The 15,111-nt window shown below is 67.7% G+C and carries 18 protein-coding genes and 1 tRNA gene; 11 read left to right on the top strand and 8 right to left on the bottom strand.

Annotated elements, in window-relative coordinates:
- The first annotated feature begins 13 nt into the window (after positions 1 to 13).
- A complete protein-coding gene (locus BHU15_RS04590) occupies positions 14 to 556 on the top strand; it encodes a carbonic anhydrase (RefSeq protein ID WP_069625998.1) in 543 nt (180 codons plus the stop codon).
- Positions 557 to 723: 167 nt separating this feature from the next.
- Complete coding sequence (locus tag BHU15_RS04585; RefSeq protein WP_069625971.1) at positions 724 to 1,362, top strand: thioredoxin-like domain-containing protein; 639 nt, start codon at positions 724 to 726, stop codon at positions 1,360 to 1,362.
- A gap of 72 nt (positions 1,363 to 1,434) precedes the next feature.
- On the opposite strand, the gene BHU15_RS04580 is transcribed toward BHU15_RS04585, so the two are convergent.
- The 3 genes from BHU15_RS04580 to BHU15_RS04570 all read right to left on the bottom strand — a co-directional run bounded on the left by BHU15_RS04580 (position 1,435) and on the right by BHU15_RS04570 (position 3,707).
- Positions 1,435 to 1,521: transfer RNA gene (locus BHU15_RS04580), tRNA-Ser, on the bottom strand.
- A gap of 172 nt (positions 1,522 to 1,693) precedes the next feature.
- A complete protein-coding gene (locus BHU15_RS04575; RefSeq protein WP_368483187.1) occupies positions 1,694 to 2,227 on the bottom strand; it encodes a hypothetical protein in 534 nt (177 codons plus the stop codon).
- Positions 2,228 to 2,528: 301 nt separating this feature from the next.
- A complete protein-coding gene (locus BHU15_RS04570) occupies positions 2,529 to 3,707 on the bottom strand; it encodes a pentapeptide repeat-containing protein (RefSeq protein ID WP_438284955.1) in 1,179 nt (392 codons plus the stop codon).
- A gap of 446 nt (positions 3,708 to 4,153) precedes the next feature.
- Here BHU15_RS04570 and BHU15_RS04565 point away from each other — a divergent pair, with 446 nt between their 5' ends.
- Both BHU15_RS04565 and BHU15_RS42085 read left to right on the top strand, forming a co-directional pair.
- Positions 4,154 to 5,056, top strand: a complete 903-nt coding sequence (locus tag BHU15_RS04565; RefSeq protein ID WP_069625969.1) for an FkbM family methyltransferase — start codon at positions 4,154 to 4,156, stop codon at positions 5,054 to 5,056.
- 173 nt (positions 5,057 to 5,229) lie between these two features.
- The gene (locus BHU15_RS42085) at positions 5,230 to 5,589 is read left to right on the top strand and encodes a hypothetical protein (RefSeq protein WP_171908311.1); all 360 of its coding nucleotides are present in this window, start codon (positions 5,230 to 5,232) and stop codon (positions 5,587 to 5,589) included.
- Positions 5,590 to 5,651: 62 nt separating this feature from the next.
- Here BHU15_RS42085 and BHU15_RS04555 read toward each other — a convergent pair whose 3' ends face one another.
- Entirely contained in the window at positions 5,652 to 6,410 is a 759-nt protein-coding gene (locus BHU15_RS04555) for a GntR family transcriptional regulator (RefSeq protein ID WP_069625967.1), read from the bottom strand.
- Positions 6,411 to 6,939: 529 nt separating this feature from the next.
- Positions 6,940 to 7,188: a hypothetical protein gene (locus BHU15_RS04550; RefSeq protein WP_255293019.1), complete on the bottom strand. Its 249-nt coding sequence runs from the start codon at positions 7,186 to 7,188 to the stop codon at positions 6,940 to 6,942.
- 106 nt (positions 7,189 to 7,294) lie between these two features.
- Here BHU15_RS04550 and BHU15_RS04545 point away from each other — a divergent pair, with 106 nt between their 5' ends.
- A complete protein-coding gene (locus BHU15_RS04545; RefSeq protein ID WP_069625965.1) occupies positions 7,295 to 8,050 on the top strand; it encodes a GntR family transcriptional regulator in 756 nt (251 codons plus the stop codon).
- An 85-nt stretch (positions 8,051 to 8,135) separates the two neighbouring features.
- Here the strand turns inward: BHU15_RS04545 and BHU15_RS39655 are convergent, their stop codons facing one another.
- From BHU15_RS39655 to BHU15_RS04535, 3 genes are read right to left on the bottom strand one after another with little or no spacing between them, the layout of a single operon-like run.
- Positions 8,136 to 8,657 (bottom strand): hypothetical protein, encoded by a 522-nt coding sequence (locus tag BHU15_RS39655; RefSeq protein ID WP_141726767.1) that lies wholly within the window; start codon positions 8,655 to 8,657, stop codon positions 8,136 to 8,138.
- Between the two features lie 58 nt (positions 8,658 to 8,715).
- Positions 8,716 to 9,474, bottom strand: a complete 759-nt coding sequence (locus BHU15_RS04540; RefSeq protein WP_069625996.1) for a glycosyltransferase family 2 protein — start codon at positions 9,472 to 9,474, stop codon at positions 8,716 to 8,718.
- Positions 9,475 to 9,479: 5 nt separating this feature from the next.
- On the bottom strand, positions 9,480 to 10,268 hold the full coding sequence (locus BHU15_RS04535) for a GntR family transcriptional regulator (protein WP_069625964.1): 789 nt from the start codon (positions 10,266 to 10,268) through the stop codon (positions 9,480 to 9,482).
- Positions 10,269 to 10,510: 242 nt separating this feature from the next.
- Here BHU15_RS04535 and BHU15_RS04530 point away from each other — a divergent pair, with 242 nt between their 5' ends.
- The 6 genes from BHU15_RS04530 to BHU15_RS04505 all read left to right on the top strand — a co-directional run bounded on the left by BHU15_RS04530 (position 10,511) and on the right by BHU15_RS04505 (position 15,099).
- Entirely contained in the window at positions 10,511 to 10,852 is a 342-nt protein-coding gene (locus tag BHU15_RS04530) for a hypothetical protein (protein ID WP_141726766.1), read from the top strand.
- 38 nt (positions 10,853 to 10,890) lie between these two features.
- Positions 10,891 to 11,214: a hypothetical protein gene (locus tag BHU15_RS04525; RefSeq protein WP_069625962.1), complete on the top strand. Its 324-nt coding sequence runs from the start codon at positions 10,891 to 10,893 to the stop codon at positions 11,212 to 11,214.
- Positions 11,211 to 12,176 carry a DUF2637 domain-containing protein gene (locus BHU15_RS04520; protein WP_069625961.1) on the top strand — a complete coding sequence of 322 codons (966 nt, stop codon included), beginning with the start codon at positions 11,211 to 11,213 and terminating at the stop codon, positions 12,174 to 12,176. The genes BHU15_RS04525 and BHU15_RS04520 overlap by 4 nt, the downstream gene beginning before the upstream one ends.
- A 100-nt stretch (positions 12,177 to 12,276) precedes the next feature.
- Positions 12,277 to 14,469 carry a cell division protein FtsK gene (locus BHU15_RS04515; RefSeq protein WP_069625960.1) on the top strand — a complete coding sequence of 731 codons (2,193 nt, stop codon included), beginning with the start codon at positions 12,277 to 12,279 and terminating at the stop codon, positions 14,467 to 14,469.
- Positions 14,470 to 14,611: 142 nt separating this feature from the next.
- A complete protein-coding gene (locus BHU15_RS04510) occupies positions 14,612 to 14,863 on the top strand; it encodes a hypothetical protein (RefSeq protein ID WP_069625959.1) in 252 nt (83 codons plus the stop codon).
- Positions 14,864 to 14,904: 41 nt separating this feature from the next.
- The gene (locus tag BHU15_RS04505) at positions 14,905 to 15,099 is read left to right on the top strand and encodes a hypothetical protein (protein WP_069625958.1); all 195 of its coding nucleotides are present in this window, start codon (positions 14,905 to 14,907) and stop codon (positions 15,097 to 15,099) included.
- Positions 15,100 to 15,111 lie beyond the last annotated feature (12 nt).

The following is a 15,111-nucleotide window of genomic DNA, read 5'->3' as shown; positions in this document are numbered from 1 at the left end:
AGAGCCCTTCCTGATGGGCCAGTTCAGGGACCACGCCCGCAGCTACAGCGCCCGCGCCGCCGCGTACAGCGTCGACCTCGACCACCTCGCGGAGGGGCACACCCCACCCGTCATGATCATTACCTGCTCCGACGCCCGCCTCGTACCCGCCCTGATCACCGGCAGCCGGCCCGGTGACCTCCTCGAACTGCGGACCCACGGCGGCACGGTCCCCCGCTTCGATCCCGAGGACCCTTCGGGCGAGGCGTCGACGATCGAGTTCGCCGTGGAGGGCCTGCGGATCGCCGACATCATCGTCTGCGGGCACTCCCACTGCGAAGCGGTGAACTCCGCGATCACCGAGAGAGGGGAATCGCCGCCCCGCCGTACGACCGGCGACATCACGGCCGCCGGGCACTGGCACGTCGTCCAGCAGCTCGATGTCCTCAGCGACTATCCCTGCGTCGCGCCCCGCCTGATCGACGGCACGCTGCGCCTGCACGCGTGGTTCCACGAGGTCGACACCGGCGCCACACTCCAGCACCGGCCGGGCGCGAACGCCTTTCTCCCGCTGTGACAATCCACTTCGCGACGCACAGCACGCCGCCGGGCTGGGCCATGTGCCTGGTCCCGCGACCGTACGACGCCCATGGCGTGACCGCCTGGCGGCACACCGCCGATGCCCGCGCGTCGGGCACGCGACATGAACAGTGACATCCATCCAGCGGCAACAAGGGACACGCCATGGGCTCCACCAAGAAGACTTCCGCAGCGGCCGAACGCCGGGCCGAGATCGAAGAGCTACGCCGCCAGGAGCGAGCGCGCGAGCGCCGCAACAAGACCATCACCGTCGCCGTCTGCGCGGTGATCTTCACCGCTCTCGCGGGAGGGACCGGCTACCTCCTGGTCACCATCAAGGGCGAGGAGGAATCGGCGCGCAGCACCCCGATCAAGGGCGAGAAGACCTGGGAGGATCTGTCACGCAACCACGTCCCACAGACGGTCAGTTACCCGATGACCCCCGCCGCCGGCGGGGACCACGCCCAGGCGTGGATGAACTGCGACGGGGACGTCTACGCCAAGGAAGTCCCCCAGGAGAACGCCGTCCACGCCCTGGAACACGGCGCGGTCTGGGTCACGTACAACACCAAGGCCCCGGCCGCCGACATCAAGACGCTGGAGGAGACGGTGTCGAAGACGCCCTACTCCTTGCTCAGCCCCCACCCGAAGCAGAAGTCCCCGATCACGGTGACGGCCTGGGGCAGACAACTGGAACTGAACACGGCGTCCGACCCCAGACTCACCACGTTCCTCACCAAGTACGTCCAGGGCCCCCAAACCCCAGAACCGGGCGCGGCCTGCACGAACGGCCTGCCAACCTAGCCCCGCAGCCCCGGACGCACTGGAGCCAGGAAGGGGCACCTCCGACTGGGAGGCGCCCCTTCTGCCCTGCTGCGGTGGGTGTGGGATTTGAACCCACGGTGACATCGCTGCCACGACGGTTTTCAAGACCGTTCCCTTAGGCCGCTCGGGCAACCCACCCACGCCCCGCCCGACCAGCGGCGGAGCGGGTACAGCCTACCGGCTGCGACCGGTCCCCCGTGGCGTTGGTCCGTCCCTGGTCCGTGGGCTCCGGAAACGGTCCGTGTGGCCGAGGCCCGTCCAGGGTGTCACGCACCTACGCCGAGCCGCCATCCAGTAGAGCAGGGCCCCGTCAGCCGCTCGACTGGTTACCCTCGCGGCGGGCGGCCGGCAGCAAGAGATCCCGCTCGGGATGCTTCTCACCCATCACGCTGCCGAGCACACCGAGATCGGTACGAGCGGCTTCGTGGAAGTTGTTGATGGCACCGAAGGCCTTGCGGTGAAGCTCCCGCCACTCCTCAAGAGTCCCGGAGGTCTGCCCAGTCGCCTGCCAGTCGATGGCCCGTACAGCAGCACTCAGGTCGTGAGCGGCCTCTACGACGTCATCACCGCCAAGCAACAAGATCTGCTCGAACGACCGCCCTCGCTGCCACTCGGCCTCGGCCATCTCGGCGACCATCTCCGCGTCGGGCCGCTCGCTCCGCCTGATGCCTTCCCTGTGCTCGTACAGGTGCACGGCGAGAAAGATGCCGGCCCGTACCCGGTCCACGTATCCGGCGTACGCGTCGAGCTTCCGGTCGTCCCACCGCGTCAACAGCTCCCGCCGATGTCGGCTGCGCTCCATCACGTAGTTGGTCAGATGCGTCGTCAACGCACCGAGCAACACCGCGGCCACCGTGACAAGTTGCTCACCGGTCCCCAACCCATCCCCCAGAGACGGAAGTCATCTACATCTCTAGAGGATCTTAGAAGCACGTCACTCGACCGGACAGGCGAAGTGTCCTTTGACATCGAAGTTAGTCGTGTGCAGCCCTCTGCCTGGGCCGACTAGGTTGGATGTCGATTCTGCTCGTGCTGACGCTGTCCGGGTGACTGTGACGTAGTTCAACGGCCCCACCATGCCGCCCAGACCTCGCAGCATTAGGATTAATCGACCGATTACGCCTCCTAGCGCTATGGGGATGTGGTCACCAACCTGCGGGAAGGGTGACCGTCGTAGCACGGGGAGTGCCGGCGGCGGCAAGAAGCCCCTGGGGGGCCGGACCCATCGCCCCATCGAAGTCCACGGTGCTGCCGGAGAACGTGGCGCCGAGGAAGCCCACCGTGCCGCCGGAGAACGTGGCGCCGTGGAAGTGCACCTCGCCGCTGGAGAACTTGGCGAGGCTGAAGTGCACCGTGCCGCCGGAGAACGTGGCGCCGTGGAAGTGCACCATGCCGCCGGAGAACACGGCGCTGCGGAAGCTCACCGTGCCGCCGGAGAACACGGCGCCGAGGAAGCCCACGGTGCCGCCGGAGAACTTGGCACGGTGGAAGTCCACCTCGCCGCCGGAGAACACGGCGCTGCGGAAGCTCACCGTGCCGCCGGAGAACACGGCGCCGAGGAAGCCCACGGTGCCGCCGGAGAACTTGGCAAGGCCGAAGTGCACCGTGCCGCCGGAGAACGTGGCGCCGTGGAAGTCCACCTTGCCGCCGGAGAACACGGCGCTGCGGAAGTCCACCTTGCCGCCGGAGAACGCGGCGTTGCTGAAGTCCATGTTGCCGTCGATGTTGACGCCGGTGAGGTCGAGGTCGCAGCCCTGCCAGGAGCGGTGGGTTCCCTTGGGACGTCGGTAGTGGTCGCCGATGAGACGCAGGATGGTGTGCCGGACCTTGCGTAAGGCGAGGTAGCGGTGGTGTTCCTCTTGGTGGGCCGGGTCATTGCCTGGGTCGGGGGTGAAGGGGAGTTGGAGGTAGGCGCACAGGACGTCGATGCATGTCTGGCGCAGGCTCTGGTCGGGGGCGTCGTCGGCGAGGCCGGCCAGGGCGTGGACGCCGCCGAGCCGGACGGCGGGTGAGTCGGAGCCGAGTTTGTCGACGGCTTGGGAGAAGCGTTCAGTGTGGAGCCGGGTGGCTTCGCGGTGGGCGCCGGCCTCGTCGACGCGCTGGCGGCGGTAGGCGACGACCAGGGCGACGAGCGCGCCAGCCCCGGCGACCACTCCGAAGGAGAGCTTCACCAGGTCGAAGAGCGTCTTGGCATCGAGCTTGCCGGTGGTGTCGATCTCCTTGAAGTCGAGCAGCACCACCAGGCCGTAGAAGACACCGCCCGCGACCAGGACCGCAGTGGCGAAGGAGAGGGTCAGCGCCCGGCCAACCTTCCATAACCGCAAATCCCGATCATTCGGCGCGGACCTCGACCTTCGATTGGCTGTCATGACGATGAAGACAAGACGCGGAAGTCAGTGGTTGCAACCAGTTCGCTGAGTACGGAGTTCGGCCTGCATGCGGGCTTCGGCGTGGACCAGAAGACTGCCGCGCGGCTTCGGCCTCCAGGGCTGTCCCCTGCGGGCGCAAGGAGCCGTTTCTCGAGCATGGCAGTTGAACCGGGGGCCCCTCCTCGCGAGCCGCGGGGAGCCAAGGGTAGTCACGTGACTACCCGCGTCACTCCAGGACCATCGCCGCACATGCGGGGGATGGTCCCCGCAGCCTGACCTGGGACGTAGCTCCTCAGCAGTCTGCCAGGCTCGCAGTCGGGCCCGCGCGTCGCTGTCGCCAAATATGGTTCGCCTAGGGCTCGGCGGAGGGGCAATCGATGAACAGAGGTGGGGTAGACAACATGCTGGTCAGTCTGGGCCGTGGGTACCTCCGTCACGCCCCGTCCCGGCTGGGTATGAAGTCGATCGCTGCGGCATACCTGAACCCTCGTCTCCGGGACAGCGCTCGGCAAAGGATCGTGCATTCGCGCTTCAGGGCGCGATTCGTCGTAGACACTCAGGACCTGATCCAGCGCTATATCTACATGTTCGGTGTGTGGGAACCGCACATGACGCGGTGGCTCCAAGCCCGCCTGCTGCCCGGCGACACGTTCATCGACGTGGGGGCGAACATCGGGTACTACACCGTGCTCGCCTCCGGCCTCGTCGGTGGAGCCGGGCGGGTGGCGGCCGTCGAGGCCTCTCCCGACTTCCATCAGCTGCTCTTGAAGCAGGTGCGACTCAACCGGCGCGACAACGTTCGTGCGGTCAATGCAGCCGTCTCCGACGAGCGGAAGAAGCTGACCTTCGTGCTAGCCAGCTCGGCCAACATGGGCGCTAACAGCGTCGTACCGTACGACGGGCCGGCGGAGTCCTCATTCGAGGTTGAGGCGTTTCCGCTGGGCGAGCTGCTTGCTCCCGAGGAGATCAGCACCGCACGAGTGATCAAGATCGACGTCGAAGGCGCTGAAGGATCAGTGGTGCGCGGCATGATCCCCTTGCTCGACAAGCTGCGGCCCGACTGCGAGATCACCGTTGAGGTGACTCCCGACCGCATGGCCCAGCTCGGCGACTCCGCCGAGGAGTTGATGCAGACCATGCAAGAGCACGGGTTCCACGCCTATCGGCTCTCCAACGAATACGCCCCTGAGAGCTACGTGGCGGCCCTACGCGGGAGGCGAGCGGTGCCCGTTCGGTGGCGGGGACCGGTTGTCGAAGAGAGTGATCTGATCTTCTCGCACGTCGACGCCGAAACCCTGCCCTGATACGAAACCGGCCCGGCTCCCCTGTATCGAGGAAGCCGGGCCGTGCCCGTCGGTAAGGGCACTACGACCAGCGGATGGGGTCCTGATTCCCGCCGACGCACACCGGGCAGGGCACCCGGTACGTACGACGGCAAGTGTGGCAGCCTCGGAAGCCGCAGCAGTCCGGGCACCAGATGACCCCGCGACCCGCGCAGCATCCGCAGTACGTCACGGCCCTCGCACCCGTCTTCGACGTCATGTGGTCGGACTCATCCGAAGGCTTCCGCTGGCAGGCGCGGGTCGTCCCCCTCGCCGCCTTCATCGTCTTCGTGCGGCACAGACAACCGCGCGCCCCTGCTCTCTGCCACCCTCAGCACGTCGCCCAGGACTTCGGTCACCCGCGCAAGAGCGAACCGGAGTTCACGAGCGCCTACCTGCGGATCGGCCAGTACCGCCTTGGCGCCGCCCAGCACTTCGGCGCCCATACTCGTCTGCACCGCCTCCACGTCGTCCGCGAGCCGGGAGAGAACTCCCTCACCGCCGTCGGAGCTTAGGAAGCACGGCTTTCCCTCAGGTGTCGTCCACGGCAGCAGGCGCAGAGCATTCGTGTGGGCAGTCATCCGGACGTCTCCATTTCTTCAGTCGCGGGAGCTGCGGATCGGGTGGTGAAGAGAACTTCGATGCGGTCGCCGGGCATCACGAGGAACGCGCCCTCAACGACACGGTCACTGGCATCGGTTGAGGTGCGCTCCACCGCGAGGACCGGTGTCCTGGTGCTGATGTTGAGCGTGTGAGCCTCCTCCGCCGTCGGGAATCGGGCAGTGACTCGCTCGGTGGTCGTCACCACCTCCACCCCGTCCGCCGACAGCAGTTCGCGCACGCTGTCGCCCCAGGGAGATCCGTCCGCCTCGGGCACGCCGAGGCTCGCCACGGCGTGCGGCACGTAGATACGGGTCAGGCTCCGCGGCGACGCGCACTGACGACTGACGAAGACGAACTCCGTCAACGGGCTGCCGACCCGCACGTCCAGGAATGAGGCGAGACGCCCGTCAGCCTCAACCATCGTGATGTCGAGACTGACATCGCTGACGTTGTCCGTCCCCAGGTTGAGCGCCGCCTGGTCATCAGCCAGACGCCTGTCACTCGCGTACGCGATCCGCTGCCCCTGCCGACGGACGAAGTTGCCGATGCCGTGCCGCTTCTCGATCAGGCCCTCGCTCTGGAGAAGTTCGAGTGACATGCGCAGAGTTGGCGTACTGACGCGGTAGCGGGCGGCCAGTTCCGCCTCTGCGGGCATCCGCTCGCCCAGCGGCCAGGTGCCGGCCGTGATCAGGCGCCGGAGGTCGTCCGCGATCTGCTCATACCGGTTAGCCATGTGCTTCCCCCTCGCTGGAGTTGTCGGAGGCTCCGTCGCGGGTCTGATGGCACGGGCACTCACACGTCTCGTAGACGAGCGGCGGAGCGACCGGCGGCCCCATGGGCACCGATTCATCGCACCCGGCGTGCGCGCCCATACGGCAGGTGAGCGAGTTGTACGGTGCCGCGGCTGGACCCGGTGATGGGTGGTGATTCGGCGGCATCAGTTCGCCTCCGGTGCGTCGAAGTACGGGCGAATCAGCAGCGTGCGAGGTCGCGAGGCGCACCATTCCCGCACGCGTTCTTCGTGGGCCAGCAAGTACGGCCGAACAAGGGCGTGGTCCTCGGCGCGCAGCGGTGCCGCGTGTTTCGGGTACCACAGAGGGCGCCCCACCAGCAGCGCTGGAGTTGACGCGAAGGCTTCGGACGCACGCGCCCCGGACCTGCGGCGGTGCCGACCTATCGATGGAGCGAGGAGAGGAGGCAGTAACTGCCGTCGGGTCCATGCGGCAGCACGGCGCATATGGTCGAACACGCTGATCAGCTCCCTAAAGCTGAAGGCCATGCCCCCGGACGGCGTCGACCGTCGCGGGGGCTTCATTGCCGAAAGCGGCCCACACCCGGCGACCGTTCGCGCTGGTGACGAGCCCGAAGCAATCGGCCTCTTCCAGCGCTGCCAGCACCTCGCGCCACGTCTCGACGTCGACCACGCCCGGTAACTCCGTCTCGATGTACGTGAGGTCGGCGTGATCCGTCGCATGCGGCGCGAGCCCGGCGGCGGAGAGACGCGCAGCCACGCGGCCAGCACGAATTGCAGGTGCGGACACAAGTCCTCCGTCGCCACACAGTCACTATAGGTGAAGTTGGTTAACTAGATTAGAGCTAGTGGACTAGATTTTCCATATGCGAGAGCAACCGCCCTACCTCCGGATCGCCGACGTGATCAGGCAGCGCATCGCTGACCAGGAGTGGACTCCCGGAGACCGGCTTCCGTCGCGCGCTCAACTCGCGCAGGAATGCGGCGTTGGCGAGAACGTCATCCGCCGCGCGCAAGAGCTGCTGATCTCGCTCGGCGTCCTGGAAGGGCGTGCGGGATCAGGCACATACGTCGCCGCTCCGCGCGAGCGGCTGCGCATGGTGCGCTCGCAGTACCGGGAGCAGCTCGGTGGCTCGCCATTCCGCGCCGACATGGCTTCGCTCGGTAAGCGGGGGACGTGGGAGAGCCGTACGGAAGCGAAGGTTCCCGCACCTGCGGGCATCGCCGAACGTCTCGGTATCGCCGAGGGCGATCTCTGCGTACGTACGGCGTACGAGTTCCTTGTCGACGGCAAGCCGGCCCAGACGTCGACGAGTTGGGAGCCGTACGAGATCACGTCGGGCACCCTTGTCGTACTGCCGGAGGGCGGACCGCACGCGGGCAAGGGCGTGGTCGACCGCATGGCGGAGATCGGCATCACGGTCAGCCACGTGGTGGAACAGCCGGAGCCCGGCCAGGCGGACGCCGAGGAGGCGACACTCCTCGGCATTCAGCGCGGCGCGCTCGTCACGCGCATCCGCCGGACGTACTACAGCGACGAATCCCGCCCGGTCGAGACGGCCGACATCGTCATCCCGGCCGCCATCTGCGAAATCGTCTACGAGGTACCGATCCAGAACTGATTGGACTCTGATCAAGCCTGATGGCAGCTGGATAAGCCAACGCGCCTGCAGAGCGTCGCGACAGGGCAAACCTTGCCGCGGACCGCTAGACGTCGATAGCCGTACGGGCTTGCTCCACGAACCGCTTACGCTTGGTCAAGGCGTGATTCAAGAATCGCCGCACACGCTGTGCATCTAGCTGGCTAATCGGGTTACCTGACTCTCGCCCGATGGTTCGAGCACGCATGGCCGCAATGCACGCAGACAGTGAGCGAGTGAGTTCCTCTGCCGTACGAGCGAGCTTCTCTGGACCTTCGATCTCCACGGTAGCTTGAGCCGCCGCTAGGTCTTCCTGAAGCGTGGCCTTGACCCTGTCAATTTCGTCACGAACCAGTTCGAAGTGCACTTCCGGACTGATCAACTCAGCCTCGATGCCAGCCAGAAGTCTGTGCACCTCGTCCGCCTTGGCGATAAATGCCGTATAAGCATCGCGTCGCAACTGCCGACGCCAGTGCGTGTGTTCCGACCTGACCTGTCGCTGTGCCGAGAAGCCAGCCACCGCTGCTGCCAGAGTCGAGCCGACCACGCCCACGGCAGCCCCGAAGACTGCGGCAATTCCAGGATCCATGTATTGATCCTGACGGTTACAGACTCGTGCCCGCCGGGGGTTCTGAAATTCGACGAACTCAGCCGGTGACCGGGTACCTCCACCGCAGATACGACAGCGCCCGCGCCCTCGCCTCCACGATTGCCATCCGTGCGTCCCGCTCCGCCGGGTCGGTATGGGCGGCCTGGCCCGTCGCCTGGCCCGGCCACTTGCGGTACAGGAGACCGACCTCGCTCGTGAACCAACCGCGGCTGACGGAGTCCAGCGCGAGCAGCAGCCCCGTGTCCTCCGAGGCCGGCAGCGCCATCCAGCCGCCCAGCGCGAGCACCAGGTCGCGGCGGGCGAAGAGTGTCGCCGGGTGGACCGGGGCGCGGAAGTCGTGCGTCGACCAGTAGTCGAGTACGGCGCCGCGCTCCAACGGGCCGTTGTCCGGGTCGCCGTCGAAGCCGACCGTGGAGCCGTCCGGCATCAGGTCCAGGACGCGGGACGTCGCCCATCCGAGCGTGGCGTCGCCTTCGAGTGCGGCCAGGTCGCGGGCCAGCGCGCCGTCCGGCAACTGGTCGTCCGCGTCGAGGACTTTGACGTACTCGCCGTCCGCGTGGGCGAGAGCCAAGGTGCGAGCGGTGCCGGGCCCACCGTGCCGTCCCTGCTTGAAGACCACACGCGGGTCGTCCGGGACGTGCGGCGCGACGTCGTCGCTCCTGCCGTCCTCCTGGACGAGCCACTGCCACTCCCACCCGTCGGGCAACTCCTGTGCACGCAGCGACTTATACGCCTCCGGCAGGAGGTGAGCCGAGGGACCGTGCACGGCGGTGACGACGGTGATGAGCCGACGCACGGCACTCACCACCTTTCCAGGTGAGTGGTGAAGAGCATTTCGGTGCGGTCGCCGGGGAGCGTCACGTCGGACATCTCCACGGCGCGGCCCTCGATGTCGTACGACGTCTTCCGCAGCAGCAACACCGAGGTGCCCGGTGGAAGTTCGAGTTCTTCCGCTTCCTCCGGCGTCGGTGGGCGGGCGGTGACGCGTTCCTCTATGCGGCCGAGTTCGATGCCGACCGAATGGAGCTGGCTCTGAGTGCCGCCCGGCCAGGGCTCGTTGGCCGCGTCCAGTAGATCCGGGTTGGCTTCCACCAGCGAGCGGACGAGGTACGAGGTCACCAGCGTGAACGGGGCGTTCTCCGCGTCGTACCGCGTACGGAAGGTGCGCTCGATGAACGCGGTCCCCTCAGGCACGTCGAAGACACCCGCGAGATCCGCGCCGGCCTTGATCTCCCGATAGGCCGCGTGAAAGACGAGATCGTTCACCGTCAGGCCGGTGTCGTGCTCCGTCGAACCCGTCTTCAGCCGCTCGCCCTCGGGCTCACGCGCCCGGTCCTTCTCCCACTGGTGCCGCTCGTTCGTGCGCAGCACGGTCGTGCGGGGCTTGCGGACGAAGTTTCCGCGGCCGTGCAGCTTCTCGACCAGCCCCTCGTCTTGGAGCAGCCGGAGCGCGTCACGAATCGTCGGCACGCTCCGCCGGTGGTCCTCCGCGAGCTTCGTCTCCGAGGGCAGGCGGTCTCCGGGCCGCAGCTCACCTGCGCGGATGGACTGGCGGAGTTCGTCCGCGATTCGTTCGTACGCCTTGGCCATGAGTTCTCACCGTCCTGTCTCGCTCTGACGGCGCCAGCATACGACTCATAAAGAGGTCTTGACGACCAGAGGAGAGGTGAGTCATAGTCCCTAGTAACTCCTAAAGAGGTCTTGAGGAGAAGATCTCTTGATGAGTTACTGCTGCTTCGCGACGTCGTGAAGCAGTCCGAAGGAAGCGACTACTTCCCGAAGGGGGACCGATGCACCTCGCGCTTGGTGATGTCGTCCGGGATCGGACCGACATGGCTCTCGGCACTGTGGTCGGCGTGGCCACGCAGGCGGGTGTCAGCAGTCTCAGCCGCGTCGCCGTTCACGTACCGGGCGGCTCGGTCCGTCTCAGCGATCCGTACGACCTGGAGATCGTGGCCCGCCACGCCGGGCCGGCGACCGCCCGCCGCGGTCTGGCGGCCCTGATCGTCCTCGCAGTCGCCGTACTCGCCGCGGTCCTCGGCTGCCTGTACGCGCAGTCGACGGGCGCCGACTGGCTGCTGATGTTCCTGGCCGGTCTGGGCGCATTCGCCGCAGTGACCGCGACGTACCACTTGGGCGTCCGTCTGACCGGCCCCCGGCGCTTCCGCGTCTGAGTACTCCTCCACCCCATCCGGACTCAGGAGCGATTCCGATGCGCACGACGTACGCCGGTAGTCAGACAGTCGTCAGCGTCCTCGAAGCCTTCGAGGCACGCGAGTTGAACGAGGTGAGCAACGACCTGGCCGGACCGGTCTTCGAGGACTTCCGAGAGCTGTTCCTCGGTCCGGCCGACGAGTCCGCCGAGGCGAGCGCTGTTCGTCGGGAGGCGGCTCGCGCCGTCCTGGCGGAACTGCTGGCCGAGAGCCGGGAGGACGAGATCTCCATGCTCAACGCGGTTTACGCGGTGCAGCTCAGCAGCCTCGCGCCGCTGCGACACCGCGCCGAGTTCCCGCTGGTAGGGAGGGTTGCCGCGTGAGCAGCGCGCAAGCGGCCCAGTCCCCTCCACCTCCACTCAGCCGGACAGAAAGGGCGCTGCTCGGCGTCGTCATCCCGGCCGGCGCCGGAGTGGGCGGCCTCGGACTCGTCGCCTCCTTCGACTCGGTCTCGTCCGCCGCCGCTCGTTGGGGATTCGGCGAGCCGTGGATGCTGCCGATCGGCATCGACCTCGCCATCCCCATCTTCACCGCGGCCAACCTGCTGTTGATCAGGCTCGGCATGCCGCTCGCGTGGGTGCGGTTCGTGCCGTGGGCGCTGACGCTCGTGACCTGCTGGTTGAACATCGCGGCAGGAGAGTCGGTCTCGGCGAAGATCGCCCATGGAGCGATGCCGCTGCTGTGGGTCGTGCTCGGCGAGATCGCCGCTCACGTCTACGCCGTGCGTATCGGCGTGGCGACCGGCGCCAGGATGGAACGCATCCGTCGCTCACGGTGGCTGTTCGCTCCTCTCACCACGCTGATGCTGTGGCGCCGGATGGTGCTGTGGGAGACAACCGACTATCGCGAAGCGCTGGACCTGGAGAAGAACCGACTCTTGGTACGCGCCGAGCTGCGCGAGAACTACGGCCGCGCCTGGCGACGCAAAGCGCCGTCTCGGGATCTCGTGTTGCTCAGGTTGGGCGAGCTGTCTCCGGAGCCGCAGCCACAGTCGGAGCCCGACCCTCCGTCGGAGCCCGGCATCCGCCCCGAGCCCGAAGCGGAACCGAAGCCGCGCAAGCGCCGGAAGTCCGGATCAGGCGTCTACCGGCCGCGCATGACGTGGGACGCCGCGATCACCAAAGCCCGTAAGGCGACGGCGGATTGGCCGTACGAAGCGCTGGACGCGGACCCCATCCGTAAAGCCGTCGGGTGCAGTCAGGAGCGCTCCCGCCAGTTGCGGGACGTGCTCCGAGCCGAACGCGACCCCGAGCCGGCGCGCGACACATCGCCTGCCGCTGTGTGAACCGTCTCGACATCCACAGCACCTCTGAACCGAGGCCCGGCCGCTGCTTTGGCGGGTAGGGCCGGGCCTCGGGCTCCCTCCCAACCGGAAGGAATTCTCAGTGAAGCACGAGGACGACAACGAGAACGACCGAGAGCCCGACCACGAGCGCGATCTCTTCGCTCGGCTGGAGAAGGAACTGGGCACCGGCTCCGACGAGCGGCAGCCGACCAGCACCCGACCCACCGAGTCACCTCAGTCGGCCGACTCCGAAGACCCTGGCGACACGGTCACGGTCGACCGCCCCGGCGGACCCTCCGGCCCCGAACTCACGGAGCGGATTCGTGGCGCGAAGCGTCGCGCGGTCATCCCCGCGTGGGCGAAGTCGCGGGCCGAGTTCCGAACCGCTGGCAGGGGAGTCGCCGCGTACGCCTGGCACGTCACCGCGTACCACTGCGTCCGAACCCCCTGGTACACGCTGCGACTTGGCCTCCGCTCGCCGGTCGGCGCCGCGCGGTTCATCGGCGACGCGATGCGCTGGATGACGGACGCCGAGGGCGAGCCCCTGCGCCAGTCCGCCGCGACGAGCGACGACATCGACCGTTACCTGAAGCTCTCCCGGCAGCGCGACCGCCGGGTGCGGTGGCGCGCGGTCGTCATGGTCGCCGCTTCGATCGTCGGGCTGTCCGCGAGCCTGGCTCTGTACGTCCTCGCGCCCGGCTCGTTGCTCGCGCTCTGCGGCGCGCTCATGACGTTGACGCTCGGGCACCTTGGCCAGCCGGCCGACGATCCGGTGATTCACCGCGCCGTCGAGATCCCCAAGGCGACCAAGCTGACCAGCGACATCGTGTTGCGTGCCCTCGGCTCGCTCGGCATCCCGGCCATCAACCAAGCCCAGTCCAAGGGCGGTCCGGGCTTCGCCTTCACCGCGCCTATCACTCGCGACGGCCCCGGCTGGCTGGCCGAGGGCGACCTTCCGTACGGCGTGACTGTCACGGACGTGGTCGACCGGCGCGACAAGTTGGCGTCCGGGCTGCGGCGCCCGCTCGGCTGCGTCTGGCCGGAGGCCGTGCCCGACGAGCACACCGGGCGGCTTCGGCTGTGGGTTGGAGACCAGGACATGTCGCTGACCAGACAAGACCCGTGGCCGCTCGCGAAATCCGGCAGCACCGACCTGTTCAAGCCGGTCGTCTGGGGCACGGACCAGCGCGGCCGGTGGGTCGGCGTCACCCTCATGTTCATCGCCGGCGTCATCGGCGCCATCCCACGCATGGGCAAGACGTTCCTCCTGCGTCTGCTGCTGCTCGTCGCCGCCCTGGACCCGCGCGCCGAGCTGCACACGTACGACCTCAAGGGCACGGGCGACCTCGACTCGGTCGGCGACCGCGTCGCGTACCGGCATCGGGCCGGCGAAGAGGACGCGGACATCGAGTACGCCATCGCCGACCTGCGAGAACTCCAAGGCGAGCTGCGTAGGCGCGCGAAGGTGATCCGCTCGCTGCCTCGGGACATCTGCCCCGAGTCGAAGGTGACCACAGAGCTTGCCTCGAAGCGGTCCCTCGGTCTGCATCCGATCGTGGTGGGGGTCGACGAGTGCCAGGTGTGGTTCGAACACCCCACGTACGGAGGGGAGTTCAAGGACATCTGCACCGACCTGGTGAAGCGCGGGCCGGCGACCGGGATCGTACTGCTGCTGGCCACACAACGGCCGGACAAGGACAGCATCCCGACCTCGATCAGCGCCAACGCCTCCGCCCGCTGGTGCCTGAAGGTCATGGGCCAGGTCGAGAACGACATGGTGCTCGGCACCGGCGCGTACAAGCGAGGCGTGCGGGCCAGCATGTTCGCCTGGGGTGACAAGGGCATCTCGTACTTCCTCGGTGAGGGCGCGGACGCCCGTATCGTCCGCTCGGCATTCATCGACGCGGTCGAGGCGGACCGGATCGCGCTCCGCGCCCGTGCACTGCGCGAGCGCGCCGGCGTCCTCGCCGGGCACGCGCTCGGCGAGCAGCCGGAGAACGGTCCCGCCGACGCCTCGTACGACTTGCTGGCCGATCTCCGCGCGGCCGTCCCCGCCGACAAGTCGAAGCTCTGGAACGAAGCCGTCGTGCCGCGCCTCGCCGAACTGCGGCCGGAGGTGTACGGCGATTGGGCACCGGAGCAACTGACGGCCGCGCTCAAGCCGTACGGCATCCGCACCGTGCAGGTGTGGGGCACGACCGAGGACGGCAAGGGCGCCAACCGGCGCGGCATCAGGCGCGCCGACGTCCTCAAGGCGCTTGCGGAACGTGACGGAACGGCCGACGCCGCATAGCTGTCGGACCGGGCTGGACCTAGCAAGCAGCCCCGCTAGGTCTAGCACCCCCGCTAGCACCCAATACCGGCTCTGAACTGGCCACTAGCTTCTAGCGGCCATCCTCGCGCACGCCCTGATTCCTGCCCTGGGAGGGGCTTCCATGCCTTCTCTGCTCACCGCTATGCCGCTCCTGATACTCCTCACGCTCTGCTACGCGACGCTGTGCGCGGCGAGCCCGTTCGGCTCCTGCCGCAAGTGCGATGGCTGGGGCCACAAGATCCGGCAGACGCGCACCGGACGGCTCAAGAGGGGCCGTGAGTGCCGCCGTTGCCGCGGCTACGGCCGACGCCTGCGCATCGGGCGCCGCCTCTACAACACCGCGTCGCGCATGCGCCACGAAGGCACCCGCTGACCCGCTTCTCTTCGCCTTTCGCTCTCAAGGAGGCCTCGCTCATGGTCCTGACCGTGTCCGCACTCGCGCTGCTCGGGCTCTTGCTGCTCCTGCTCCTGCGCTTCAAGTCCCTCGGCGTCGGCGCGGCCGTCGTCGCCGTGCTCTTCGGCTTCTACCTCGCCCGGACCGGTGCCGCCGACTCCATCGACCAGATCATGACCGCGCTCAGCGACGCGATCCGCGACTTCGCCAACTGACTCCCGCCGCCC

The organism is Streptomyces niveus, assembly GCF_001723055.1.
GTDB classification, from domain to species: domain Bacteria; phylum Actinomycetota; class Actinomycetes; order Streptomycetales; family Streptomycetaceae; genus Streptomyces; species Streptomyces niveus.
This window is presented reverse-complemented; position numbering and strand designations above follow the sequence as displayed.

Coding starts and splice junctions, on each gene's coding strand:
- BHU15_RS04555 (WP_069625967.1), bottom strand. CDS start 6,410: ATGGCTAACCGGTATGAGCAGATCGCGGACGACCTCCGGCGCCTGATC.
- BHU15_RS04590 (WP_069625998.1), top strand. CDS start 14: ATGGGCCAGTTCAGGGACCACGCCCGCAGCTACAGCGCCCGCGCCGCC.
- BHU15_RS04510 (WP_069625959.1), top strand. CDS start 14,612: ATGCCTTCTCTGCTCACCGCTATGCCGCTCCTGATACTCCTCACGCTC.
- BHU15_RS04545 (WP_069625965.1), top strand. CDS start 7,295: ATGCGAGAGCAACCGCCCTACCTCCGGATCGCCGACGTGATCAGGCAG.
- BHU15_RS04525 (WP_069625962.1), top strand. CDS start 10,891: ATGCGCACGACGTACGCCGGTAGTCAGACAGTCGTCAGCGTCCTCGAA.
- BHU15_RS04565 (WP_069625969.1), top strand. CDS start 4,154: ATGCTGGTCAGTCTGGGCCGTGGGTACCTCCGTCACGCCCCGTCCCGG.
- BHU15_RS04535 (WP_069625964.1), bottom strand. CDS start 10,268: ATGGCCAAGGCGTACGAACGAATCGCGGACGAACTCCGCCAGTCCATC.
- BHU15_RS04530 (WP_141726766.1), top strand. CDS start 10,511: ATGGCTCTCGGCACTGTGGTCGGCGTGGCCACGCAGGCGGGTGTCAGC.
- BHU15_RS04585 (WP_069625971.1), top strand. CDS start 724: ATGGGCTCCACCAAGAAGACTTCCGCAGCGGCCGAACGCCGGGCCGAG.
- BHU15_RS42085 (WP_171908311.1), top strand. CDS start 5,230: ATGACCCCGCGACCCGCGCAGCATCCGCAGTACGTCACGGCCCTCGCA.
- BHU15_RS39655 (WP_141726767.1), bottom strand. CDS start 8,657: ATGGATCCTGGAATTGCCGCAGTCTTCGGGGCTGCCGTGGGCGTGGTC.
- BHU15_RS04505 (WP_069625958.1), top strand. CDS start 14,905: ATGGTCCTGACCGTGTCCGCACTCGCGCTGCTCGGGCTCTTGCTGCTC.